Origin of the sequence: Amycolatopsis silviterrae (genome assembly GCF_042684085.1) — a bacterium.
Classification (GTDB): domain Bacteria; phylum Actinomycetota; class Actinomycetes; order Mycobacteriales; family Pseudonocardiaceae; genus Amycolatopsis; species Amycolatopsis silviterrae.
The window spans coordinates 615,587-638,124 of the sequence record NZ_JBHUKS010000004.1 but is presented as its reverse complement, the minus strand read 5'-3'; the positions used below and the strand labels follow the sequence as shown (position 1 = coordinate 638,124).

Below are 22,538 nucleotides of genomic sequence, written 5' to 3'. Positions count from 1 at the left end.
CACCCGTCCCGCCCACCGGGACCCGCCCGTCCCGCGACCCCGGAAAAGGGAAAACCCCCGGCCGTCGGGGGAAGCCGGGGGTTTTCGTTCAGGGGGCGGGTCAGTGTCCGACGAGCGGCTGCTCGAAGGTCTCCGCCGGGAAGTGGAATTCGTCGGTCATCGCGTCGGAGTGGCGGCGCTCCTGGGCGGAGGCGGCCTGGCCCTCCCACGAGAGGCGCTCCAGGATCCATTCCTGCGCCAGCGCCTGCGGGGTCAGGTTCCTGGCGACGGCGATGTCCTTGAGCTGCTGGCTGGCGATGAGGTTCATGCGCAGCTGGTAGACCTGCGCGTCGCCGAAACGGCTGCCGGTCCCGGTGCTCTCCGGGTCGGAGTCCGGGGCGAGCGCGGCGAGGTAGCTGGTGAGTTCCTTGTCCTCGACGACTTCGTCGCCGGCGACCTTGGCGGCATTGCGATGCCGCCCGCTCGAGACGGCTTTGAGGTTCGTGCGGCTGCTCAGGCGGCCGAGGGAGGGAAGAGGCACTCGGCCACGATAACGGTCCGGTCTCGGCAAACAAACCACTGTGAGCCACGACACACGCATTTCCGTGCTCGGCAAGCCTAATTCGATCACCTGAACAGCTCAGTCGGTAAACGCATTTCGCGACTGTCTGTTGATCAGTAGTACGGAGAGTAGATCCGCAGGTCAGTGCCGATGTGCAGAAATGGAGAGACCCCCGCGCCAGGGGGAGGAACGCGGGGGTCGGAGGGGATCTCCACAGGCGCTGACCGGGGGTGTGTCAGCAACACCGATTGTTGCACGAGTTCCGGGGATCGGCGAGGGGAAGCCGGGAGAAATCGTTCTGCGCGATCTTGGAATGCGTTACCAGGGCCGCTGCGGAGAGTGTTCCCAGGTTCACTCTCCGGGGGGCTGCCGGTGGTGCTCGCCGCTGGCTAGCCTCGCGGCCAGTTGTTGCGAACCGCATGGAGGGGCCATGAGCGGATCGGTCGAAGTTCGTCAGTTCCTCCTTCGGTACGAAGGTGCCGACGGGGGAAGCACGTCGCTGTCCGGCGGCGTGCCGGCCCAGCGCGGGTCGTCAGAGGGCCAGCGGGTCTCGGACGACCAAGTCCGTCGCGCTCGCCTGGCCGTCGCGGCCGGCGCGCTCGACGTGGAGGACTGTGCGCAGTTGCTGGAGATGCTCGGGCTAAGTCCGGGTGACGACGGTCAGGCGCCTGTGCAGCGCTGATCTGGGCCGTCTGCTCCCGGCCGAACACGCGCGAAGTCGTGTCTCGATGGCTGGGAAACGCGGATCGGGCCGCCTGCCGGGAGGTCTGGATTTCGGCGTGCGGGACCGGTGTCGGCGTAGAGTGGCCTGGAGCACACCGATCGTCCGGCGCGGGTTCGGGCGGGGCGATCGGCGGGAAGCTGTGCCGTCGGAGTGGCGGCGCGAGTGTTGTCGCAGGTCGGAGGCTCGTCGAGCGGTTAAGGAACCCCCGGTGCAAAGCCCTTGGAACGTGCCCTATGCTTGTAATCGCTCCCAGGGGAACACCTGAGAGCGCGGTCGGTCGGTCCACCGAAACCGATCGGGCTCCCATCGTTCAGTGGCCTAGGACTCCGCCCTTTCAAGGCGGCAACGCGGGTTCGAATCCCGTTGGGAGTACGCAGTACCAGTAAGGCCCTGTGGCGCAGTTGGTTAGCGCGTCGCCCTGTCACGGCGAAGGTCGCGGGTTCGAGTCCCGTCAGGGTCGCAAGATCGTTCGGCTCCTTGCCGGCGTTCCCGGCCAGGTAGCTCAGTTGGTACGAGCGTCCGCCTGAAAAGCGGAAGGTCGCCGGTTCGACCCCGGCCCTGGCCACAGAGAATTCTCGGTGGAAGCCCTCATCCAGACGGATGGGGGCTTTTTCTTGTGCCCTGGCGAGGCCGTCACCGCGGACCGGGCGGGGGTCCGTTCGGATTTGCCATTCGGAAGCAGTCTTGTCAAAGCCTCCAACGGCTACTTAGCCTAGGTAACGTCTCAGAGGTCTGGACCACTGGAGGTCGAGAATGCCGGGAGATGTGGGACGTCGCAGTTTTCTTGCCGGATCGGCGATCGTGGGGGTTGGGGCGATGACGCCGTTCGGAGCCGAGGCCGCGGCCGCCGGAGGACCGTCCGGGGTAGCGATCTACGCCAACAACGTCGGTTACGCGCCCGGCGCGCCCAAGCGGGCGGTGCTCGCGGTCGAGTCGCCGCGGGCGGTTCCCCGGTTCACCGTCGCGGACGTCGCCACTGGAAAGACCGTCTTCACCGGGACCCCGCGGCCGGCGGCCCAGGTTCCGGGCTGGGACGACCGGCATTACTGGACCGCGGACTTCTCCGCGCTGAAGACCGAGGGCGAGTACGTCCTGCTCGCCGCGGACGGTCGATCCCAGCCGTTCCGCGTCGGCCAGCAGGTGCTTGAGCGCTACACGCTCTCCCACGTCGTGCACTACTTCAAGGGCACCCGCAGCTCGGACCGGTTCGATCGCCAGGACCGGAAAGCGCCGATCGGCGCCAAGGGCACGCAGGTCATGGACGCGCACGGCGGCTGGTACGACGCGACCGGCGACTTCGGCAAGCACTTCACACAGCTGTCCGACCGCAGCTACTTCAACACTCTCCAGATCCCGCTCACCGCATGGGTGCTGGCCAAGGCCTACCAGCGGCTCACCGCGCGGGGCGACGCCAACTTCACCCAGTTGCGCACCTGGCTGGCTGATGAAGCGCTGTTCGGCGCCGACTACCTGCGCCGCGTGAAGCTGGAGGGCGGCACGTTCGTCACGTCCGTCATCCAGCCGGGGCCGCCGAAGGATCCGAAGCTGCGGTACGTCCAGGCCAACGGCGATGGCGAACCTGTTCAGGTGAATTACCGCGAGGGCGGCGGCGTCGCGATCGCCGCACTGGCTGCCGCGACGACGCTGGACACGTCGGGCGACTACTCCCACGAGGAGTATCTGGCCACGGCCGAGGCGGCGTTCGATTTCCTGGAGCAGCACAACGTCGAGATGACCAATGACGGCAAGGAAAATATCCAGGACGACTACGGTGCGTTGCTGGCGGCGGTCGAGCTGTACCAGGTGACCAAAAAGCCAGTGTACCGCGAGGCGGCGGATCGCCGGGCCCGCAATCTGTTGCGGCGCTTGGTTTCCTGGAAGTCCTACCGCGACTACTGGCGCGCGGACGACGGCGACCGGCCGTACTTCCACCCGTCGGACGCCGGCCTGCCGGTGATCAGCCTGCTCGCCTATGCGGAGATCGCTGATGCCGCAACGGTTTCGGAGGTGCTGAAGGCGGTGCGGCGGTCGCTGGAGTTCGAGCTCGCGGTGACCGCTGAGGTGCCTAACCCGTTTGGGTATGCGCGGAATCTTGTGCAAGATGGGGAGGGTAAGAGGTACAGCTCATTCTTTTTCCCGCACAACGTCACGCCACGAGCGAAAGATCAGTGGTGGCAGGGCGAGAACGCGCGGATCGCGTCACTGGCGACCGCGGCTCGCCTTGCCGCGCAACGCTTTTCCGGCGAGTTCGCCGCACGGTTGCGGTCGTATGCGGCTGACCAGTTGAACTGGATCTGCGGCAGCAACCCGTACGGCGTCTGCATGCTGGACGGCAGCGGCCACGCCAACCCGCAGTACAGCTGGCTCGGCTCATGGCAGTTCCTGCCGACGGCGGGCGGGATCGTCAACGGCATCACCGGCTTGAACGAGGACGGCAGCGGGATCGCCTGGGACCGCGGTTATGTCGTCACCGGCAAGGACGATGACTGGCGGTGGGATGAACAGTGGTTGCCGCACTCGACGTGGTACCTGTACGCGGTCGTGGTGGGGGACTGACCCGGGTTTGTCGACGATCGGGAATTGGGGCGGTCGGGGCTGCGGTTGATCCTGCGCTGCCGTGACGGTGATCCTGCGCCGCCGTGCCGGGTTCGTGGTGGGGCTTGACCGTCGTCCCGGAGCGGCGGGTGATCGGGAGTCGCCTGTGGGGCAACGGATAGCTCGGCGTGAACGCCCTGTTCGGCGATGTCCGGTGAAGGCTTCTCGCGGGTGCCGGATAGGTGCCAGGTCAGCAGGCCGACGGGGTTGGTCGGGCTCGGCGCGAGTTGCGTCGCGCCGAGCCCAACCGTGCATCCGCTAGATCGACGCTAGATCAGTGGCCCGCGGAACTTCGCCGTGCCAGGAACGAGCTGCACGGACCCGAGCCCGCCATGGGCGCTTGCGTACGCCAGCTCATGCGACAGATCGCCGACGCCGTTCGTGCCGGGCTGGGGCAGCAGGTTCAGGGTGCTCAGCACCCCGAGTGCGTTGCCGTCGCGGTCGAGGAAGCCGCTGCCGGAGTCGCCGGGGATGCCGGGCGTTACCGTCAGCACTGTGTGGCTCCAGCCGCCGCCGGTGTCGCCAAGGCTGGTGCCCTGTTTGGGGGACAGCTGGGTGATTCCGCCGCGCAGCTCGGAGTTGCCGTAGCTGAGCACGGTGCCGAGTTGCTTCGTGCCGGCTGTGTTCATGCCGGTCGGCCCGCCCCAGAACGGCAGGCTCGGGTTGACCTTCGACACGTCCGCCGGGTCGATCTTCACGAGCGCGAGATCGTTGTACTGGCAGGTGTTCGCGTCGGTTTCGTGTCGGGACTGCATGGTCAGCCACGAGTTGTAGACGAGCGTTCCCGGCTTGCTCGCCCCGGTGATCGAGACCGGGGTGCCGATCGGGAGCGAACCGGCGGAGCAGCCGTTGGTTTCGGTCGAGCCGCCGGTGCCGGAGCAGTGCGCGGCCTGGCCGAGGAACACGTCGGTTCCGTTGCTGAACACGAAGTTCGAGGTGCATTGCGCCCCGTTGGTGTGCGTCTGCACGCCGGGGTGCACGGCGGCGGTGTCCGCCGGGGCCCACGTCGGGGCGTCCGCCCACGCGGTCGCGGGCAGCAACGCGGCGGCGGTGGCCAGCGCCGTCACCGCACTGGCCCGGGCCAGTGGTCGAGGGGTCTTCATCGGGCTCCCTTCGAGGGCGTCCACGTCACTCGGACGTGTGCTACTGACTGGTAGGCGTCGGGGGTACATCACACCAGAGAGTGGTGCCAGTCACAACCGTTGTGACCGTGGGTGACTGCCGTCGGCAGGTTGACTTAGAGCTAGGTGGAGGTTGCAGACTGAGCCCTATGACTGGGGCATGGAACACCGAGGCCGTGGACGTCGACGCTTACCTCGCGCGAGTGGGGCAGCGGCGGGAGAAGCCGTCCGCGGCGGCGCTCGGGCGGTTGGCACAGGCGCATGTCGAGGCGATTCCGTTCGAGAACGTCGACGTCGTGATTGGCCGGCATCGCGGGATCGAGCTGGACGTCGTCAGCGAGAAGCTTGTCGGGCGGCGGCGGGGCGGGTACTGCTACGAGCAGGCTGGGTTGTTCGCGGCCGTCGCTGAGCAGTTGGGTTACGAGGTGCAGCGCACGGTCGCGCGGGTGCAGCCGCACAAGAGCGGGCCCTACACGCATATGACGCTCGTGATTACCGTTGAGGGGCAACAGTTTCTCGTGGACGTCGGGTTCGGGGCCGGGATTCTGGTGCCGATGCCGTTGATCGACGGGGCCGAGGTGGACCAGGCCGGCTGGACGCACCGGATGATTCTGCGCGACGGCTGGTGGGTGCTGCAGAAGCAGGACGGCGACGGGTGGGAGGACCTGCACGAGGTGCTTCCGCAGGTGCGCAGCCGTCCGATCGACTACCAGGTGTTCCATCACTACACGTCCACGCATCCGAAGTCGCCGTTCACCGGGCGGATCGTGGTGATGCGGCTGGAGCCGGGACGGTTCCGGCGGCTGCTCGGGCGCGAGTATCAGGAGAGCCACCCGGACGGCACGGTGGAGACACGCACGATCGAGCCGGTCGATCTTGGCAAGACGTTGGAGGACCTCGACGTCTTTGTCACCGAGGACGAGCTGGCGGCGCTGCTCGAGACCTACTGAAACAGCTCCGCGGCGGCGAGCGGCCGGCCGAGGTGGTAGCCCTGGGCCTGGTCGCAGCCGAGTTCTCGCAGTAGCGCCAGCTCTTCCGCGGTTTCGACGCCTTCCGCGACCACGGTCAGATCGACCGCGTGCGCCATCGCGATGATGCTCGTGACGATCGCGGCCGCGTCGCGGGATTCGGCGATTCCGGTGATGAAGGAGCGGTCGATCTTGAGGGTGTCCAGGGTCAAGCGGCGCAGCTGGGCCAGTGACGAATAGCCGGTGCCGAAGTCGTCGATGGCCAGCAGGACGCCAAGGGAACGCAAGGCGGACAACACTTCCGCGGCCGCCGACGTATCGCGCATGAGAGCGCTTTCGGTGACTTCCAAGGTCAGCGAGCCGGGTGGCAGGCCGGTGGTGGCCAGTGCGTCGCGGACCGCGGGGACCAGGTGCGGGTCGTCCAGCTGCCGGACGGAGAGGTTGACTTTCAGGCTGAGGTCGAGGCCCCGGCCGGTGCGCAGGGCGGCTAGTTCGCGGGTCGTGTCGCGCAGGACGTACTTGCCCAGCACGTTGATCAGTTCGCTTTCCTCGGCCAGCGGGATGAACTCCGCGGGCGAGATCGCGCCGTGTTTCGGGTGGGTCCAGCGCAGCAAAGCCTCGACGCCGACCATTTCGCCGGTGCGCAGGTCCACCACTGGCTGGTAGGCGGGCCATAGCTGTCCACTGTGGACGGCGTCGCGGAGGTCCTGTTCCATCCGCAGCCGGCGCTGCATGCGTTCGCGCAGGGCGACGTCGAAGAACTCGAATCGGCCCCGGCCGCGGGATTTCGCTTGGTACATGGCGACATCGGCGTCGCGCAGCAGGTCCTCGGCGCTGCGGCGGTCGTCCGGTTCGACGAGGACGATGCCCATGCTCGCGTCCAGGTGCAGCTGCCTGCCGTGCACGGAGACCGGTTCGGACAGGACGGAACGCAGGTGCGCGGCGAATACGCCGACCTGCGCTTGGCCGGTCGTGGCGGAGGTGACGACCACGAACTCGTCGCCGCCGAGCCTGCCGACGACGTCGTCGGGGCCGGTGGCTCGGCGCAGGCGCTCGCCGGCGATGCGCAGGACCTGGTCGCCGACTGGGTGGCCGAGGGAATCGTTGATCAGCTTGAACTTGTCCAGGTCGAGGAACAGGACGGCGGCCGGCTCGGTGCCGTCGCGGCGGTCCAGCCGGTCAAGGACAAGAGTGCGGTTGGCGAGCCGGGTCAGCGGGTCGTGGGTTGCCTCGTGGGCCAGCCGGGCGCTGATCGCGCGCCGCTCGGTGATGTCGGTGAAGGACGTGACCACCGAGACGCCGTTCGGGTCGTCCGTGTCGAGCAGCCGCGAGGTCAGCGACACCCACACGTCGCGGCCGTCGGGCCGGCGCAGGCGTACGACCAGGCCGTTGTGCGTAATGCCGGTGCGGCGGGTGTGGATGGTCGGCAGCTCGTCGTCCGGGATGCGGTTACCGTCCTCGTCGAAGAGCACGAGCGTCGTGCACGGGACGCCGAGCAGCTTCGCTTCCGGGACGCCGAGAATGCGGCAGGCGGACGGGTTCGCCGACTGGATCAGCCCGGTCGGGCCGACCACCAGCACGCCCTCGTCGAGTGCGGCGACGACCGTCGCGTAGTGCTGTTCGACGCGGCGACGTGCGGTTTCGTCCGTGCAGACCAGGAGGAAGCCGTCGACGGTCTCGGTCTCGGTCGCGGACACCCGGACCAGCCGTGGTGAGCCGTCCCGGCCGCGGTGGGTTTGCTCGGCGACGCCGTCCCGGATCGCGACCGGGTCCGGGTCGATGCCGAGCACCTCGTGCACCCGCCTGCCGATCGCCTCGGCCGACGGCCAGCCGTAGACGGTTTCGGCGGCCGGGTTCCAGCCGGTGACGATGCCCTCGCCGGTGATCGTGACGATGGCGTCGCTGACGTGCGTGACCAGCGCTTCCTGCGCGCGGACGGCGGCCGCGGCGGCGTGCTTCACGGTGCTGTCGCGGATCACGACTTGGAACGACGGAGGGTTCGAGTCGCTGGTGCGCACCGACACGGTTTCCGCCACGAATTTGCTCCCGTCCAGCCGTTTCAGTACCGCTTCGCTGGGTTCCGCGCTGGGATTCTCCACCAGGTGCGCGGATTCGGCAGCTACAAAGCTCGCGAATTCCTGGCTGACCACCTCGTGCGCCGCGCGCGCCGCGAAGAGGTCGAGCGCGGCTTGGTTGGCGTAGGTGACGACGCCGCCCGAGTGCACGCAGATCGCGTCCGGGCTCTGCTCCATCAGCAGCTGGTAGCGGTCGGACAGCTCCGCGAGGGCGGATTTCGCCGTCCCGGTTTCCGCGACCGCCGAGGCGACGCCGAGCAGGCCGGTCGTGTGGTCCTGCTCGCCGACGGTCCGCGCGCGCAGCCGGATGCGGCGAGGGGTCCCATCGGCGCCGTCCTGGGGTTGTTCGAGTTCGAAATCGCGCCCGGGCGGGGTCCGGCGGAGGTCCGCGGTGAGCGGACGGAGCAGCTCGGTGAGCCGGTCGCACAGCTCCTTGCCGCTCGCGCCGGGGAGGCCGAGGACCGCGTCGAGGCCGGGCAGCCAGGTGAGGGTGGCCGGATCGGAGGCATGCAGGGAGAACAGGACCCCCGCGCCGTCAGTCGGCCGCAGGCCCGCGAGCTGGGCGCGCCGGGTGATTCCACCCGGTTCACCGGCCAGGGCGTCAGCCTCCATGGTGCTTCCGATCCCCCTTGTCGGCGTATGGCCCGTCGATTACACCACCGAGTGAAGCCTGTGTATATCCGCACAGCGAGCCGCTTGCATCACTCGTCCGGACGCCGACGTCGGTGCTATCGGGCGATGCGGGGCACGCTGCGCAGTCGCGGACCCCATCCGAGCAGGCCGAAGTGGGCCGCACAGGCGTGTCCGAGGACGGTCACGACGGAGGCGAGACTGGCCGGATCGTCGGTCACGTAGACGCCGATAACGAATAGCTCAAGGGCCGCGATTCCGGCGATCCGGGCCCGTCCGCTGAGCAGCGCGACGAGCGCGCCCGCCGTGGTGAGGAAGCCGTAGCTCACGCCGATGTCGAGCCAGTGGCCCGCGGAATGCGGCAGGACGTCGGTGTGGATCAGGGCCATGACCGGCAGTTCGGTGGCGATCGTGGCGAGCACGTGGCCGGTGAAGAAGACGACCGCCGTCCGGAGCCCGCCGAAGCGGCGCTCGAGCGGGGCGACGGCGATCGCGAAGATCACCGCGTACGGCAGCCAGCCGCCGTCCGCGATCCAGAACGCGCTGGTCAGGAGGGCGGTGAGGGGGTGGCGCGCCATGTTGTGCGCGTCGGTGCTGGAGACGGCGAGGAGCTTGTCGGTGAACGTGGGGCTGCCGAAACGGATGAGCAGCGAGGTGCCGAGGAGGAGGACGAGGTAGCCGAAGGTGAACGGCGTGGACCGCGGGGTGGGAATGAGACCGAGCCAGGCCCGTTTTGGTCGCCAAGCGGAGAGGAAAGCGCTGGCGGGGGTTGGCTCGGCCTTGGTCAATACGGCCGTCGAGGCACCGGTGATGCCCGCCGACGGGGTCCCGCTTGCGGCTGGTTCGAGGACCTGTTCGCGCGGCCATGGGAAGGATCGCCACTTCCGGGGGGTGGCAGCGTCGCGGGCCGGGCGGGGCTCCGGATCCGGTTCGCGCGGCGACATGCGTCCAGAGTGGCTGGGCATGCTGGGATTTTGGCCAAGAGCAGCTGTGAATGCGCTGTGATTCACACCCGCTAGAGTGAGCACTCTGGGTAGAAGGTTTCGCTCTTTGTCACCCGTTCGGTGGGCTCATCCGGTAGGAATAGACCACTCCTGGTGAAAGGTCTCCCTGGTGAACGACGAGGTTTCGGTCGCCGAGCTGTTGGTGCGCGAAGGACACGAACGACGGATCCCGCCGCCGTCCCGGTCCCGGTGGCGGATGGTTTCCGTGATGCTCGCGGTGATCGTCGGATGCGGGGCGGCGGCCATGCTCGTCTCGTACGGGACCACGGCGAACGACGGGGCCGCTCGGATCACCGAGATGCGCGTGATCGAGATGCCGGATCGCACCGGCGGGGCTGGCGGGGTCGACGAGACCAACCCGCCGACGCCCACCGGCGAGGAGACCGAAGAGGGCACCGCGAACGCCGGTGACGCGCCTTCGAGCAAGGCGAACGTCAACCCGTTCGGCGAGCACAGCACTACGGAGCACCCGGCCGATTCCGCTCCGGCGCATCCGTCGTCGAGCAACCGGCCGGAGACCACCGGTCCGACCGGGCCGGCGCAGCCGTCGTCGAGCCCTTCGCAGCCGTCGAATTCGAGCCAGCCGTCGTCGCCGAGCAGCCATGAGCCGCCGTGCGTCCTGAACATCATTTGCCTCTGAAGCCCGGCGGACCGGACCGGGCGCGCGCGACGCGGCCGTTGGTGCGCGTGGGTTAACGCTTCGCCAGGGCGATCAGACGTTCGGCGAGCAGGTCGATGTCGGCTTCGGTGGTGCGGTGGTTGGTCACGCAGGCGCGGACGCAGGCCTGTTCGTGAACGCGTGCGGGGCCGAGCATCGCGGTGCCTTCCTCGTGCAGCCTGGTGAGAAGCTCCGCGTGTGCTTCGGCGTTGCGGCCGGGCATGTGGAGGCAGACCGCGGTGAGCGTGACCGGGTTCATCAGCTCCAGGCCGGGTGCGTCGGCGATGTGCTCGCCGAGCCGGGCGGCCAGGCTGAGGCAGCGTTCGGTGACTGTCCGGAAAGCGCCGACGCCGAACGTGCGCAGGGCGGCCCAGACCTTCAATGCCTTGAAGCTGCGGGAAAGCTGCGGCCCGTGGTCCATGTAGTCGAGCAGGTGGGCGTCGTCGATCGCGGTGAGGTACGACGACGTGGACGAGAAGGCGAACGCCGCGCGTAGCTTCGCCATGTCCTTGACCAGCAGGGCTCCCGCTTCGAGCGGGGCGTACAGCAGTTTGTGCGGGTCGAGCGTGATGGAGTCCGCTCGGGACAACGGGAGCAGTGCGTCCCGGGCCGAATCGGCGAGGATGAACAATGCGCCATATGCGCCGTCTACGTGCAGCCAAAGGTCTTCTTTCGCGCACAGGTCGGCGATTGGGCCGATCGGATCTATCGAACCGGTGGTAACTGTGCCTGCGGTGGCGACGACGCAGAATGGTTCTTTTCCGGCGGCCCGGTCTTCGGCGATCGCATGCATTAGCAGATCTACGCGAAGCTGGAAACGGTCGTCGGTCGGAATTGTGCGGACGTTGTGCAGGCCGATCCCGAGAAGGGCGGCGGCTTTCACGACGCTGCGGTGTGCCTCGTCGGAGGTGTAAAGCACCAGCGGGGCGTGGTTTTCCTGCAAGCCGCGCTCGCGAAAATCGGTTCTGCGGTCGGCGATCGCGGCGGTGATCGCGTCCTTGGTGGCCCCGGAACCGCCGCTGGTCAGTAGTCCGCCGGAGTGCGGGCCGAGTCGGAAGAGGCCGGTCAGCCAGTCCATGATGGAACGCTCGATCACGTTGGCAGCGGGGGAGATCTGCCACAGATTGCAGTTCTGGTTCAGCACCGCGGCGATCGCCTCGGCGTACGGGCCGATCCCGTTGGGCGGGCCCTGGACGTAGGCGAGAAACCGCGGATGGGCGATCGTGGTGGTGTACGGCACGATCCGGTCGACGACGTCGGCGAAGAACGCGTCCACGCCAAGACCTTCTTCGGGAAATGGTTCGGCGAGCAGTTTAGCGAGCGTTTCCCGGTCCTCGTCAGGAGCGATCGGGCGACGAGTGAGCGAATTTTCGTAGCTGTCGGTGAACCGGGCCAAAAGCCGCGCCGCTCTGGTCCGTTCGGCGGAAGTGAGAATGAGGGGAGTGCCGTCCATGCGCCCTCTTCTGTCCGAAGGTCTTTTCCGGAGGTCTTTTCCGGCACAAGGTGCCATGGCCGAGATCAGCGGCGCAATGGGCAAAATCCGGCTTTCCGCGTTTCGGGATGCGGCGGCGAAAGAACTGCCCTAACGGCCGGGAAGCCGAGTGTGGCGGGGCAGGATCGGAGCGCTGCGGCCGAATGGCGGTGTGGCACAAGGGGTTGGTCGGCTTCGCGCGGGAGCGGAGCCGACCGGGGCGGGTCAGGAAAGCTCGTCGGTCAGGTCGCTGAAGTCCGCGGTGTTCCACCGTTCCGGTCGCATCGAGATGACGATGTTGTTGTCCTGTTCCGGAGTGGCCTTGAGGTAGGCGAGCGCTGCCTCCTCGGGGAGGTAGCGCCGAGCCATCGCGAGCCGGTCCTCTTCGGTGACCGCGCGGACGCCGGTGACCGGGCCTTCCGCGGTCGCGTACCGGATCGTTTTCGGGTCCTGCACGCACAGCGCGAACCGGCCGGCGGCTTCGATCAGTTTCGTCTTGCGGGCTCCCGGCGAGGTGAGGACGGTGATCTCGCCGCCGGGCGTGTACTGGTGCCAGATCGGGGTGGTGAGCGGCGCGCGGCCGGGCTCCGCGGCCACGCTCAGCACGCTGATCAGCGGTTCGGCGAGCAGGGCCTCGCGCTCGGCGGGCGGGATCTTGCTGACCATCTCGGACTCCTTAAGGCCAATGGATTTGCCTTTAACCTACTCGCACTCCGGTCGTTAAGGCCACCCTCTTTGCTTTAGGATGACGGGATGACTCGGCCGGGCGGACGCAGCGCGCGGGTGCGCGAAGCGGTGCACCGCGCGGTGATCGAGCTGCTCGCCGAGGGCGAGACGACTGCGGGCGTCCCGCAGATCGCCGAGCGGGCCGGGGTGAATCCGACCAGCATTTACCGTCGCTGGGGCAGCTGCGCGAGCGTTCTTCTCGACGCCGCGGTCGCCCGGCTGAGCCTTACGTCGCCGATCCCGGACACCGGTTCGCTGCGCGGCGACGTCGAAGAGTGGGCGACCGCGGTCGAGCGTGCGCTTGCTGATCCGGACGGCGCGGTGCTGGTTCGGGCGTTGATCACCTTCATCGGGACCAACGCCGACCCGATCGAGCATCTGCTGTCGCGCGGGGAGGACCTGGAGCAGATGCTGACCGCGGCCGCGGCGCGCGGCGAGCCCGCGCTGGAGCTGCAGGACCTGCTGGATTACGTGCTCGCCCCGCTGTACCTGCGGGTGTTGCTGAGCAGGCCGGTCGAACCCGGCATCGGCGTGCGGCTCGCGGACCGGCTGCTCACGGCAGCAGGTCTCCCTCCCGCCGCCGGCCAAGGTGGTTGAACAGCAGGTTCAGCACGAAGACCAGCACGGCGGCGACGGTGATCGGGCTGCCGCAGATCGTCCGCAGCCAGGCCGGGAAGTGCTGGAAGAACACCGAGTTGCCGAACCGGTCGAGCCCGAACGCGGGCAGCAGCCCGACCCCGATCGCCACCGAGGCCACGAAACCGTTGTGGTTGCCGGAAAACTCGACCTTCTTGAGCGTCTGCACGCCGACCACCGCGACCATCGCGAACATCACCACCGCGACGCCGCCGACGACCGGTTCCGGGATCGCGGCGATGAACGCGCCGATCTTCGGCACCAGCCCCATCACGACGAGCATGCCGCCGGTCGTCGCGACCACCCAGCGGCTGCGCACGCCGGTCATCTGCACCAGCCCGACGTTCTGCGCGAACGCGGTGTCCGGGAACGAGTTCATGAAGCCGCCGAAGATCGCCGACAGCCCGTCGGTCGCCAGGCCGCGAGAGAGGTCGGCCGGGGTGACCGGACGGCCGGTGATCTCGCCGACCGCGATCAGGTCGGCGGTGGTTTCGGTGAACGACACCAGCATCACCACGCACATCGACACCACCGCGGCGACCGGGAACGTCGGCGCTCCGAAGTGGAACGGCGAGGCGAGGCCGAACCAGCTCGCCTCGCCGACGCCGGAGAAGTGCGCGCGGCCGAGCGGAATCGCGATCAGCACGCCGGCGACCAGCGCGACCAGCGGCCCGATCTGGCCGAGGAACCCGCGCAGCACCCGGGTGAACAGCACCACCAGCGCGATCACGCCGAACGCCAGCCCGAGGTTCGCCGGATCGCCGTAGGACGGGTCGCCGGTGTCGTGCCCGCCGATCATCGCGGTGCCGGGGCCGAGCAGCGAGATGCCGATGACCAGCAGGAGCGTCCCGGACACCAGCGGCGGGAAGAACCGGATCAGCGCGGCGAACGGCCGGGCGATCAGCAGTCCGAAGACGCCGGACGCGATCATCGCGCCGTACACCGCGGTGAGGCCGTACTGCGCGGCGATCAGGATCATCGGGTTGACCACGGTGAAGGTCGCGCCCGCGACTACCGGAAGCCGGACGCCGAACAGCCGCCCGATGCCGACCGACTGGACCAAAGTGGCCAGTCCGGCGACGAACAGGTCCGCGTTCACCAGCAGCGCGACCGACGCGCTGTCCAGGTGCAGCGCGCTGCCGATGACCAGCGGCACGGCGATGCAGCCGGTGTACATGATCGCCATGTGCTGCAGTCCGAGCAGAAGCAGCCGCCCGGCGGGAAGGCCCCGGTCGACCGGGTGCGCGGCGTTGGTCATGAGCGGCTCCTTCGCTGTGGTCCCGCCAGATTATGGATGCACATACCGCCGGTTTGTGTGTGACCATGCCAGACATGACTGCACGACCTCCGTTCCGTGCCGATCATGTCGGGAGCCTGCTGCGGCCGGCGGTGCTGCGCGAGGCGCGGCGCGACCACGAGGCGGGGGAGATCTCCGCCGAACAGCTGCGGGCCGTCGAGGACGACGCGATCCGCGACGTCGTGAAGATGCAGAAGGCGGCCGGGCTGGAGTCGGCGACCGACGGCGAGTTCCGCCGGTCCTCCTGGCACATGGACTTCATCCACGCGCTCGGCGGCGTCTCGCGCGGCGACGAGCGGCTGCACGTGAAATTCCACAACCTCGCGGGCGATCTGGAGTTCAGCCCGCCGGGCCTGCAGGTCGACGGCAAGGTGCGGCTGGACGCGCCGATCTTCGCCGGCCACTTCGAGTTCCTGAAGGCGCACACCGATCCGGGCATCACTCCGAAGCTCACCATCCCGTCGCCGAGCATGGTCTATTACCGCGGTGGCCGGGCGGCGGTGAGCGAGACGGTGTACCCGGAGCTGGACGAGTTCTTCACCGACCTCAGCGCGGCGTACGCGGAGCAGGTGCGCGCGATGAGTGCGCTGGGCTGCACGTATCTGCAGCTGGACGACACCAGCCTGGCCTACCTCAACGACCCGGAGCAGCGTGAACTGGTCGCGCGTATGGGCAGCGATCCGGACACCATGCACCTGCGCAACATTTCGACCATCAACGCCGCGCTCGCCGGAAAACCGGCGGGCCTGACGGTGACGACGCACTTGTGCCGCGGCAATTTCCGCTCGTCGTGGGTGGCGTCGGGGAGCTACGAGTTCGTCGCCGAGGCGTTGTTCGGCGAGCTGGCGGTGGACGGGTTTTTCCTGGAATACGATGACGAACGCTCCGGCGGTTTCGAGCCGTTGCGGTTCGTGCCGAAGGGAAAACGGGTCGTGCTCGGGCTCGTGACCAGCAAGCGGCCGGAGCTGGAGGACCCCGACGCGCTCGTGCGGCGGATCGAGGAAGCGTCGCGGTATGTGGACGTGGACCAGCTGTGCCTGTCGCCGCAGTGCGGGTTTTCGTCCACTGAGGAGGGTAACGACCTGACCGCCAGTGAGCAGCTGCGGAAGCTGGAGCTGATCGTCTCGACGGCGGAGCGGGTTTGGGGGCGTGCGTGATCACCTGCGTCGTCGACTACGTGATCGACCCGGAGAAGATCGCCGACTTCGAACGGTTCGCCGCCGAGTGGATGCGGCTGGTGCGCCGCGAGGGCGGGGTGCACCACGGGTATTTCCTGCCCGCGGAAGGGGCGAGCGACGAGGCGCGGGCGTTGTTCAGCTTTGAAAGCCTTGCCGCGTATGAGCAGTACCGGACACTGTTCGGAGTGGACCCGGAGTTCGTGGCGGCGGACCGGATCCGGGACGAGAGCGGGTGCGTGATCCGGTATCGGCGCACGTTCATGCGGCCGTTGCTGCCGGAGTGATCATCCGAGATAACGCGACAGCTGAGCAGCCCCGTCCAGCATCGCGTGCGCCCGGGCGGTGAGCCGGGAACGCCAGGTGCGCAAGGCTTCCTCCAGCGGCGCGACCCCGCCCGCCTGCCGGACCTGCTCCAGTACCGCCGCGATCCGGGCGAGGGGGTAGCCGCCGCGGCGTAGTTGGTGGGCGAGGCGGGCGTCGCGCACCGCGGCCGGGGGATAGCGGCGGTTTCCGGCCCGGTCGCGCTCCGGCTGGAGGATCCCGGCGGCCTCCCATTTGCGCAGCGTGGCGGGATGCACGGACAGCTGGTGCGCGAGCGCGCCGATCGACGGCACCGTCTGGCGCACATCCGGCTCCCGCGTCAGGTTGCGCAGGGCGTGTTCGACCTCGGTAAGGGTGACGCGGTCGCGGAGCAGTTCGGCGTGGCCCTCGTCGATGAGCTGGAACGCGGTGTCTTCCGAACGCTCGTTGACCGCGCGCAGAATCGCGGCCGCGCGGGCGTGGCCGAAGCCGGGGCGCAGCGTGAGGAACGCGCGCAACGCTTGCGCGTGGCGTTCGGTGTACGTCCGATAACCCTGCGGCCCGCGCTCGGCCGGCGGGAGGATGCCGTCCTCCTCGTAGTTGCGCACGGCCTGGGTCGACAGGCCGTGCTCGCGGGCGAGGTCTTTCGGTCGCATCTCACCTCCGGTTGAGGGTTTTCCGCTATTCAACCAGGTGATCCGCGGAGAAGTGCCAACCAAAAGTTCAACGATACGGTCAAAGCAATGCAGACCTTTGACGACTTCCTGGCACCCCGTTCCCCGGCCCTGCTCGGACTGGGCGAGCCCACGCACTGGACTGAGGCGTTCCCGTTGTTCCGCAACGAAATCTTCCAGCACCTCGTCCTCGAACACGGCTACCGGTCGATCGCGCTGGAGTCCGATTGCCTGGCCGGGCGGCTGGTCGACCGCTACGTGACCACCGGCGAAGGCGACCTCGACCAGGTGCTGGCCACCGGGTTCAGCCACGGCTTCGGAGCGTTCCCGTCGAACCGCGCGCTGGTCGAGTGGCTGCGCGACCACAACGCTGGCCGCGAGCCCGAAGACCAGGTCCACTTCCACGGCTTCGACGCTCCGCTGGAGATGGCCAGCGCGCCCAGCCCGCGCGGCGTGCTCACCGAACTGCACGGGTTCCTGTCCGCGCATCTCGACGACGTACCGCACGACGTCGCGACCATCGAACGGCTGGCTGGCGACGACGCGGCGTGGGCGGACGAAGCGGCTATGTGGGACGGGTCGAAGTCCAAAGGGGACAGTCCGGAGGCCCGTGAGCTGCGGTTAGTCGCCGACGACCTGGTCAGTCAGTTCGAGCGGGCGCGGCCGGCGCTGCCCGAGGGCGGTGCGCTGCTCGCCCGGTGCGCGGTCGGGCTCTGCCGCTACCACTCGCTGATGGCCGACACCTCGCCGGAACGGATGAGCCGGCTCGGGGCGCAGCGCGACGCGATGATGGCGGACAACCTGCTCGCCCTGCCGCGCACCTTCGTCTCCGCGCACAACCAGCACCTGCAGCGGCACGGGATCTCGATGATGGGCGGGCAATGGTGGAGCGCGGGCGCGCAGGTGGCGCACCGCCTTGGCGACCGGTATGTGTTCATTGCCACCGATTTCGGCTTCTCCGATGGGGTAGGGGAACCGGCCCCGGGGACGCTGCAGGCGTATCTCGCCGCGACGGTGCAGGACCGTGAACTGGTCGAAACCGCCGGAATCGACCCCGAACTGCCGGCGCGGACCGGCGACGGACGCGGATATCTCCCGTTCGACGCGGTCGGCGCGGCGGACGCGATCGCGTTCCTGCAGCGGGTGTGAGGGCCGCTCCTCGACGATCTTGGCCGAGTTGTGCTCAGATGGAGCTGAGTTGTCGGGAGGAGCGAAATGAGCACCGAAACCGTTCTCGTCGTCGGCGGTGGGCAAAGCGGGTTCCAGGCCGCCGCGTCCTTGCGGGACAAGGGGTTCGCCGGACGCGTGGTTCTCGTCGGCGACGAGCCGGGGGTGCCGTATCAGCGCCCGCCGCTGTCGAAGGCGTATCTGGAGGGCAGCGCGGGCGTCGAGCAGCTGGTCCTGCGGCCGGAGGACTACTTCGCCGAGAAGGACATCGAGCTGGTCCGCGGCCGGGTCGCCGCGATCGACCGTGCTGCGGCGAAGGTCCGGCTTGAGAACGGTACGGAGCTGGGGTACGACCATTTGGTGCTGGCCACCGGCGCGCGCAACCGTGCGCTGCCGGTGCCCGGCGCCGACCTCGAAGGCGTCCTGACGCTGCGCACTCGCGCGGACGCCGACCGGTTGCGGGCTTCGCTGGACGCGGCGGGCGACGTCGTGGTGATCGGCGGCGGGTTCATCGGGCTGGAGTTCGCCGCGCACGCCGGCCGTCCGGTCACCGTGGTGGAGGCGCAGGACCGGCTGCTGGCGCGGGTCGCGTCGCCGGAGATCTCGGAGTTCTTCGCCGAGCACCACCGCACGGCCGGGCACACGCTGTTGCTGGGCGTCGGGGTCACCGCGCTGCACGGGTCGGGTCATGTGGAGTCCGTCGAACTCTCCGACGGACGACGGCTGCCCGCGGATCTCGTGGTCGTCGCGGTCGGCGTCCTGCCGGAGACGGCGCTCGCCGAGGCGGCTGGGCTTGAGGTGCGCAACGGCGTCGTCGTGGACGAGCACCTGCGCACCGAGGACCCGAAGATCTTCGCGATCGGTGACTGCGCGTGCTTCCCGTGCGTGCAGGCCGGTGCCGCGACCCGGCTGGAATCCGTGCAGAACGCCGTGGACCAGGCCCGTTCGGTGGCCGCCGCGATCGCCGGGGAACCAGCGCGCTACGACAGCCTGCCGTGGTTCTGGACCGACCAGACCGGCGCGAAACTGCAGATCGCGGGCATCCTCGGCGCCGCGGACCGCACCGTGGTGACCGGTGATCGGTCCGTCGGGAAGTTCTCCGTGCTGTCTTTCCGCGACGGGGTGCTGATCGCCGTCGAATCGGTCAACCGCGCGCCGGACCACATCGCCGCGCGCCGGCTTTTCGCGGCTGAGCCGCACCCGGCGTACGCGGATCTGGAAGCCAGTTCGTTCGACCTGAAAGCACACCTGAAGTCGCGCACCGCGGCTTGATCGGAGGTTCCGTTGCGCACGCAGGTCGCCGTGATCGGCGCTGGCCCGGCCGGATTGCTGCTGTCGTATTTGCTGCACCAGGCGGGTGTCGAGGCCGTGGTGCTCGAAGCCCGCGACCGCGAGTACGTGCGGCAACGCGTGCGCGCCGGAGTCTGCGAACAGCCGACGGTCGACCTGCTGACCGAGATCGGTCTCGGCGGCCGGTTGGCCGCGGAAGGCTTGCCGCACGAGGGTTTCTCGCTTCGCTTCGACGGTGCCGACCACCGCATCGCGCTCACCGAGCTGACCGGCAAGGCGATCACGGTTTATGGGCAGCAGGAGATCGTGAAGGATCTCGTGGACGCCCATGAGGCTGCGGATCTTCCGCTGCACTTCGAGGTTTCGGAGGTCTCTCTGTCCTCAGTGGACACCTCGCGACCGGTGGTGCGCTACCGGGACTCCGCGGGTGCCTTGCAGACCTTGGAATGCGACGCGATCGCTGGCTGCGATGGTTTCCACGGCGTCTCGCGTCCGTCCATTCCGGACGGTGTGCTGACGACTTTCGAACGCGAGTACCCGTTCGCCTGGCTGGGGGTGCTGGCGCAGACGCCGCCGTCGCACGAGGAGCTGATCTACACGCATCACCCGCGTGGATTCGCCTTGCACAGCATGCGATCCCCCGACGTCACGCGGCTTTACCTGCAGGTGGATCCGGCGGAGGAGCTGGCCGCCTGGTCGGACGACCGGATCTGGACGGAACTGTCGACGCGCCTGGCGGTCGAGGGGGAGTTCACGCTGCAGGAGGGGCCGATCCTGGACAAGGGCATCACGCCGATGCGCAGCTTCGTAACCGAGCCCATGCGCCACGGCCGCCTGTTTTTGGCCGGCGACGCGGCGCACATCGTGCCGCCGACCGGGGCTAAGGGGATGAACCTGGCGGTCGCGGATGTCGTGGTGCTCTCGCGGGCGTTGACTGCGTTGCTGCAAGGGGATTCGTCGCTGGCGGAGTCCTATTCGGACACTTGCCTGCGCCGGGTGTGGCGGGCGGAGCACTTCTCGTGGTTCATGACGACGATGCTGCACGTGGACCCAGGCGCGGACGCTTTCGCCCGGCGGTTGCAGCTGTCGCAGCTGCGGTACACGGCTTCGTCTAGGGCGGCGGCGACGAGTTTGGCGGAGAACTACGTGGGGTTGCCGTTCGCCTGAGCCCGCCAACCTGGTCAACCCAAGGTTGACGCAGCTCCATCGTCAACCTACAGTTGACGACATGACCGACTCAGTGAAGCTCGACGACCTCATCAACGCCATCAAGGCCAACAACGAAACAGACGCCCTCGCCCAGCTCACCGACGCCGTCTACGTCGGCCAGCATCTCGGTGACGTGGCTGACCACCTGATCGGCCACTTCGTCGACCAGGCGCGCCGCAGCGGGGCTTCCTGGACCGATATCGGGGCCAGTATGGGCGTGTCCAAACAAGCCGCGCAGAAGAGATTCGTGCCGAAGGGCGACGATCCATCCGGCGGGATCCAGCGGATGTTCGGCCGCTACACCGACCGGGCCCGGCACGTCGTCGTCGCGGCTCAGCAGGCCGCCATCGACGCCAAGAGTGCCGACATCGACACCGTTCACCTGCTGCTCGGGCTGCTCACCGAACCGGATGCGCTGGCCGCTGGCGCGATCCTCGCCCAAGGGGTGTCGCTGGCGGCGGTCAAGGAGGCTGCGGAGGCGAAGCTGCCGGAACCGCTCGACGAGGCCCCGGAGAAGGTGCCGTTCGCCGCCGCGGGCAAGAAGACCCTGGAACTGACTCTGCGCGAAGGGCTGCGGCTCGGGCACAACTACATCGGCACCGAGCACATCCTGCTCGCCCTGCTCGAACAGGGCGAGGGCGCGGGGTACGAAGTCCTTGCCGCACTGGGGGTCGACAAGGACCGGGCCGAAACGAAGATCAAGGAGTTCCTCGCGGAAATCCTGGGCACGCTGGAGAAATGACAGCGAGAAGGGCTCTCCCCAAACCACGGGGAGAGCCCTTCCACAGCAGCAAAATCAGGCTTCGACCTCGGCACCGTCCCCGGCCCACAGCGTGTGGAACGAGCCCGGACGGTCCACCCGCCGGTAGGTGTGCGCGCCGAAGAAGTCGCGCTGTCCCTGCACCAGCGCGGCCGGCAGCCGGTCCGCGCGCAGGCCGTCGTAGTACGCCAGTGCGGTCGAGAAGCCGGGCGTCGGGATGCCCAGCCGGACCGCCGTGGAGATGACCGAACGCCACGAGTCCTGCGCGTTTTCGACTGCTGCCCGGAAGCCGCCGGACGTGAGCAGCGTCGGGAGACCCGGCTCCGCGGCGTAGGCCGACGTGATGTCGTTCAGGAACTTCGCCCGGATGATGCACCCGCCGCGCCAGATCGAGGCGACGCGGCCGAGGTCGATGTCCCAGCCGTACTCGGCGGCACCGGCCTGGATCTGGTTGAAGCCCTGCGCGTACGCGACGACCTTCGACGCGTACAGCGCCTGCTCGACGTCGTCCGCGAAGGTCTCCAGGGCCGACCCGGTGAGCGGCGTGCGCGTCGGCCCGCCCAGCCCGCGGGCCGACGAACGCAGCCCGGTGGACCCGGACAGCGACCGCGCGAACACCGCTTCCGCGATGCCGCTGATCGGCACGCCGAGGTCGAGCCCGATCTGCACGGTCCAGCGGCCGGTGCCCTTCTGCTCCGCCGCGTCCTCGACCACGTCCACGAACGGCTTGCCGGACGCCGCGTCCACGTGCTTGAGCACCTGCGCGGTGATCTCGATCAAGTACGAGTCGAGCCGCCCGGTGTTCCAGGTGCCGAAGACGTCGGCGATCTCGGCCGGGGAGTAGCCCGCCGCGCCGCGCAGAAGGTCGAACGACTCGGCGATCAGCTGCATGTCGGCGTACTCGATGCCGTTGTGCACCATTTTCACGAAATGCCCGGCGCCGTCCGCGCCGACGTGCGTGCAGCACGGTTCGCCGTCGACCTTCGCCGAGATGTCCTCGAACAGCGGGCCGAGCGACTCGTAGGACTCCTTCGACCCGCCGGGCATGATGCTCGGCCCGTGCAGCGCGCCTTCCTCGCCGCCGGACACACCGGTGCCGACGAAGTGCAGGCCGCGTTCGCGCAGCGCCTGCTCGCGGCGGCGGGTGTCCGCGAAGTGCGCGTTGCCCGCGTCCACGATCACGTCGCCCGGCTCCAGCAGCGGCGCGAACTCCTCGATGACGGCGTCGGTCGGGCCACCCGCCTTCACCATGATCACGATCTGCCGCGGCCGCTCCAGCGCGTCGACGAACTCCTGCGCGGAGTACGCCGGGATGAAGTCGCCTTCGTCGCCGAACTGCTCGACGAGCGAGCGGGTCCGCTCCTCGGAGCGGTTGTGCAGAGCGACCGTGTGCCCGTGCCGGGCCAGGTTCCGCGCCAGGTTGCGGCCCATGACCGCGAGGCCGGTGACCCCGATGCTCGCCTTCTTGCTCATCCGAAACCTTTCCGAAAACCTCTGCCGGATTCCGAGCCTAG

The 22,538-nt window shown here is 68.5% G+C and carries 20 protein-coding genes and 3 tRNA genes; 14 read left to right on the top strand and 9 right to left on the bottom strand.

Annotated features, from left to right (window positions below):
* Positions 1-100: 100 nt before the first annotated feature.
* Positions 101-520, bottom strand: a complete 420-nt coding sequence (locus ACFSVL_RS06805) for a hypothetical protein (protein WP_378301456.1) — start codon at positions 518-520, stop codon at positions 101-103.
* 451 nt (positions 521-971) lie between these two features.
* Between ACFSVL_RS06805 and ACFSVL_RS06800 the strand changes: the two genes are divergently transcribed.
* The 5 genes from ACFSVL_RS06800 (at position 972) to ACFSVL_RS06780 (ending at position 3,821) form a co-directional block, all read left to right on the top strand.
* On the top strand, positions 972-1,223 hold the full coding sequence (locus ACFSVL_RS06800; protein WP_037807458.1) for a hypothetical protein: 252 nt from the start codon (positions 972-974) through the stop codon (positions 1,221-1,223).
* Between the two features lie 341 nt (positions 1,224-1,564).
* A tRNA-Glu gene (locus ACFSVL_RS06795) sits at positions 1,565-1,637 on the top strand.
* 14 nt (positions 1,638-1,651) lie between these two features.
* Positions 1,652-1,725: transfer RNA gene (locus tag ACFSVL_RS06790), tRNA-Asp, on the top strand.
* A gap of 31 nt (positions 1,726-1,756) precedes the next feature.
* Positions 1,757-1,830, top strand: a tRNA-Phe gene (locus ACFSVL_RS06785).
* A gap of 251 nt (positions 1,831-2,081) precedes the next feature.
* Positions 2,082-3,821, top strand: a complete 1,740-nt coding sequence (locus ACFSVL_RS06780) for a glycoside hydrolase family 9 protein (RefSeq protein ID WP_378301454.1) — start codon at positions 2,082-2,084, stop codon at positions 3,819-3,821.
* A 308-nt stretch (positions 3,822-4,129) separates the two neighbouring features.
* Here the strand turns inward: ACFSVL_RS06780 and ACFSVL_RS06775 are convergent, their stop codons facing one another.
* Complete coding sequence (locus ACFSVL_RS06775; RefSeq protein WP_378301453.1) at positions 4,130-4,963, bottom strand: serine protease; 834 nt, start codon at positions 4,961-4,963, stop codon at positions 4,130-4,132.
* Between the two features lie 167 nt (positions 4,964-5,130).
* Between ACFSVL_RS06775 and ACFSVL_RS06770 the strand changes: the two genes are divergently transcribed.
* Positions 5,131-5,931, top strand: a complete 801-nt coding sequence (locus tag ACFSVL_RS06770; RefSeq protein WP_378301451.1) for an arylamine N-acetyltransferase family protein — start codon at positions 5,131-5,133, stop codon at positions 5,929-5,931.
* On the opposite strand, the gene ACFSVL_RS06765 is transcribed toward ACFSVL_RS06770, so the two are convergent.
* Both ACFSVL_RS06765 and ACFSVL_RS06760 read right to left on the bottom strand, forming a co-directional pair.
* Positions 5,925-8,636 (bottom strand): sensor domain-containing protein, encoded by a 2,712-nt coding sequence (locus ACFSVL_RS06765; protein ID WP_378301449.1) that lies wholly within the window; start codon positions 8,634-8,636, stop codon positions 5,925-5,927. The two genes, ACFSVL_RS06770 and ACFSVL_RS06765, sit on opposite strands and share 7 nt — an antisense overlap.
* A gap of 116 nt (positions 8,637-8,752) precedes the next feature.
* The gene (locus ACFSVL_RS06760) at positions 8,753-9,619 is read right to left on the bottom strand and encodes a rhomboid-like protein (protein ID WP_378301447.1); all 867 of its coding nucleotides are present in this window, start codon (positions 9,617-9,619) and stop codon (positions 8,753-8,755) included.
* 148 nt (positions 9,620-9,767) lie between these two features.
* Here ACFSVL_RS06760 and ACFSVL_RS06755 point away from each other — a divergent pair, with 148 nt between their 5' ends.
* Positions 9,768-10,298 carry a hypothetical protein gene (locus ACFSVL_RS06755; RefSeq protein WP_378301445.1) on the top strand — a complete coding sequence of 177 codons (531 nt, stop codon included), beginning with the start codon at positions 9,768-9,770 and terminating at the stop codon, positions 10,296-10,298.
* Positions 10,299-10,350: 52 nt separating this feature from the next.
* On the opposite strand, the gene ACFSVL_RS06750 is transcribed toward ACFSVL_RS06755, so the two are convergent.
* Both ACFSVL_RS06750 and ACFSVL_RS06745 read right to left on the bottom strand, forming a co-directional pair.
* The gene (locus ACFSVL_RS06750) at positions 10,351-11,769 is read right to left on the bottom strand and encodes a pyridoxal phosphate-dependent decarboxylase family protein (RefSeq protein WP_378301443.1); all 1,419 of its coding nucleotides are present in this window, start codon (positions 11,767-11,769) and stop codon (positions 10,351-10,353) included.
* A 243-nt stretch (positions 11,770-12,012) separates the two neighbouring features.
* Entirely contained in the window at positions 12,013-12,453 is a 441-nt protein-coding gene (locus tag ACFSVL_RS06745; RefSeq protein ID WP_378301441.1) for a pyridoxamine 5'-phosphate oxidase family protein, read from the bottom strand.
* Positions 12,454-12,540: 87 nt separating this feature from the next.
* On the opposite strand from ACFSVL_RS06745, the gene ACFSVL_RS06740 reads away from it, so the two are divergent.
* A complete protein-coding gene (locus ACFSVL_RS06740) occupies positions 12,541-13,110 on the top strand; it encodes a TetR-like C-terminal domain-containing protein (protein WP_378301439.1) in 570 nt (189 codons plus the stop codon).
* On the opposite strand, the gene ACFSVL_RS06735 is transcribed toward ACFSVL_RS06740, so the two are convergent.
* Positions 13,067-14,407, bottom strand: a complete 1,341-nt coding sequence (locus tag ACFSVL_RS06735) for a nucleobase:cation symporter-2 family protein (RefSeq protein ID WP_378301437.1) — start codon at positions 14,405-14,407, stop codon at positions 13,067-13,069. The genes ACFSVL_RS06740 and ACFSVL_RS06735 overlap by 44 nt on opposite strands.
* Before the next feature lie 74 nt (positions 14,408-14,481).
* On the opposite strand from ACFSVL_RS06735, the gene ACFSVL_RS06730 reads away from it, so the two are divergent.
* Together ACFSVL_RS06730 and ACFSVL_RS06725 are read left to right on the top strand one after the other, a co-directional pair.
* The gene (locus ACFSVL_RS06730) at positions 14,482-15,603 is read left to right on the top strand and encodes a 5-methyltetrahydropteroyltriglutamate--homocysteine S-methyltransferase (protein ID WP_378301435.1); all 1,122 of its coding nucleotides are present in this window, start codon (positions 14,482-14,484) and stop codon (positions 15,601-15,603) included.
* Positions 15,600-15,908 carry an NIPSNAP family protein gene (locus ACFSVL_RS06725; protein ID WP_378301433.1) on the top strand — a complete coding sequence of 103 codons (309 nt, stop codon included), beginning with the start codon at positions 15,600-15,602 and terminating at the stop codon, positions 15,906-15,908. The genes ACFSVL_RS06730 and ACFSVL_RS06725 overlap by 4 nt, the downstream gene beginning before the upstream one ends.
* Here the strand turns inward: ACFSVL_RS06725 and ACFSVL_RS06720 are convergent, their stop codons facing one another.
* Complete coding sequence (locus tag ACFSVL_RS06720; protein WP_378301432.1) at positions 15,909-16,580, bottom strand: MerR family transcriptional regulator; 672 nt, start codon at positions 16,578-16,580, stop codon at positions 15,909-15,911.
* Positions 16,581-16,667: 87 nt separating this feature from the next.
* Here ACFSVL_RS06720 and ACFSVL_RS06715 point away from each other — a divergent pair, with 87 nt between their 5' ends.
* The 4 genes from ACFSVL_RS06715 to ACFSVL_RS06700 all read left to right on the top strand — a co-directional run bounded on the left by ACFSVL_RS06715 (position 16,668) and on the right by ACFSVL_RS06700 (position 21,006).
* On the top strand, positions 16,668-17,747 hold the full coding sequence (locus tag ACFSVL_RS06715; protein WP_378301430.1) for an erythromycin esterase family protein: 1,080 nt from the start codon (positions 16,668-16,670) through the stop codon (positions 17,745-17,747).
* Positions 17,748-17,813: 66 nt separating this feature from the next.
* Positions 17,814-19,037, top strand: a complete 1,224-nt coding sequence (locus tag ACFSVL_RS06710; protein WP_378301428.1) for an NAD(P)/FAD-dependent oxidoreductase — start codon at positions 17,814-17,816, stop codon at positions 19,035-19,037.
* Positions 19,038-19,049: 12 nt separating this feature from the next.
* Positions 19,050-20,222, top strand: a complete 1,173-nt coding sequence (locus tag ACFSVL_RS06705) for a 4-hydroxybenzoate 3-monooxygenase (protein ID WP_378301427.1) — start codon at positions 19,050-19,052, stop codon at positions 20,220-20,222.
* A 61-nt stretch (positions 20,223-20,283) separates the two neighbouring features.
* Complete coding sequence (locus tag ACFSVL_RS06700; protein ID WP_378301425.1) at positions 20,284-21,006, top strand: Clp protease N-terminal domain-containing protein; 723 nt, start codon at positions 20,284-20,286, stop codon at positions 21,004-21,006.
* A 54-nt stretch (positions 21,007-21,060) separates the two neighbouring features.
* Here ACFSVL_RS06700 and gndA read toward each other — a convergent pair whose 3' ends face one another.
* Positions 21,061-22,497 carry an NADP-dependent phosphogluconate dehydrogenase gene (gene gndA, locus ACFSVL_RS06695; RefSeq protein WP_378301423.1) on the bottom strand — a complete coding sequence of 479 codons (1,437 nt, stop codon included), beginning with the start codon at positions 22,495-22,497 and terminating at the stop codon, positions 21,061-21,063.
* Between the last annotated feature and the right edge of the window lie 41 nt (positions 22,498-22,538).

What these genes read in the sequence shown, in the direction of transcription:
- ACFSVL_RS06700 (WP_378301425.1), top strand. Translation starts at nt 20,284, where the DNA reads ATGACCGACTCAGTGAAGCTCGACGACCTCATCAACGCCATCAAGGCC.
- ACFSVL_RS06740 (WP_378301439.1), top strand. Translation starts at nt 12,541, where the DNA reads ATGACTCGGCCGGGCGGACGCAGCGCGCGGGTGCGCGAAGCGGTGCAC.
- ACFSVL_RS06745 (WP_378301441.1), bottom strand. Translation starts at nt 12,453, where the DNA reads ATGGTCAGCAAGATCCCGCCCGCCGAGCGCGAGGCCCTGCTCGCCGAA.
- ACFSVL_RS06710 (WP_378301428.1), top strand. Translation starts at nt 17,814, where the DNA reads ATGAGCACCGAAACCGTTCTCGTCGTCGGCGGTGGGCAAAGCGGGTTC.
- ACFSVL_RS06765 (WP_378301449.1), bottom strand. Translation starts at nt 8,636, where the DNA reads ATGGAGGCTGACGCCCTGGCCGGTGAACCGGGTGGAATCACCCGGCGC.
- gndA (WP_378301423.1), bottom strand. Translation starts at nt 22,497, where the DNA reads ATGAGCAAGAAGGCGAGCATCGGGGTCACCGGCCTCGCGGTCATGGGC.
- ACFSVL_RS06780 (WP_378301454.1), top strand. Translation starts at nt 2,082, where the DNA reads ATGACGCCGTTCGGAGCCGAGGCCGCGGCCGCCGGAGGACCGTCCGGG.
- ACFSVL_RS06720 (WP_378301432.1), bottom strand. Translation starts at nt 16,580, where the DNA reads ATGCGACCGAAAGACCTCGCCCGCGAGCACGGCCTGTCGACCCAGGCC.
- ACFSVL_RS06715 (WP_378301430.1), top strand. Translation starts at nt 16,668, where the DNA reads ATGCAGACCTTTGACGACTTCCTGGCACCCCGTTCCCCGGCCCTGCTC.
- ACFSVL_RS06770 (WP_378301451.1), top strand. Translation starts at nt 5,131, where the DNA reads ATGACTGGGGCATGGAACACCGAGGCCGTGGACGTCGACGCTTACCTC.
- ACFSVL_RS06760 (WP_378301447.1), bottom strand. Translation starts at nt 9,619, where the DNA reads ATGCCCAGCCACTCTGGACGCATGTCGCCGCGCGAACCGGATCCGGAG.
- ACFSVL_RS06730 (WP_378301435.1), top strand. Translation starts at nt 14,482, where the DNA reads ATGACTGCACGACCTCCGTTCCGTGCCGATCATGTCGGGAGCCTGCTG.
- ACFSVL_RS06735 (WP_378301437.1), bottom strand. Translation starts at nt 14,407, where the DNA reads ATGACCAACGCCGCGCACCCGGTCGACCGGGGCCTTCCCGCCGGGCGG.
- ACFSVL_RS06750 (WP_378301443.1), bottom strand. Translation starts at nt 11,769, where the DNA reads ATGGACGGCACTCCCCTCATTCTCACTTCCGCCGAACGGACCAGAGCG.
- ACFSVL_RS06775 (WP_378301453.1), bottom strand. Translation starts at nt 4,963, where the DNA reads ATGAAGACCCCTCGACCACTGGCCCGGGCCAGTGCGGTGACGGCGCTG.
- ACFSVL_RS06800 (WP_037807458.1), top strand. Translation starts at nt 972, where the DNA reads ATGAGCGGATCGGTCGAAGTTCGTCAGTTCCTCCTTCGGTACGAAGGT.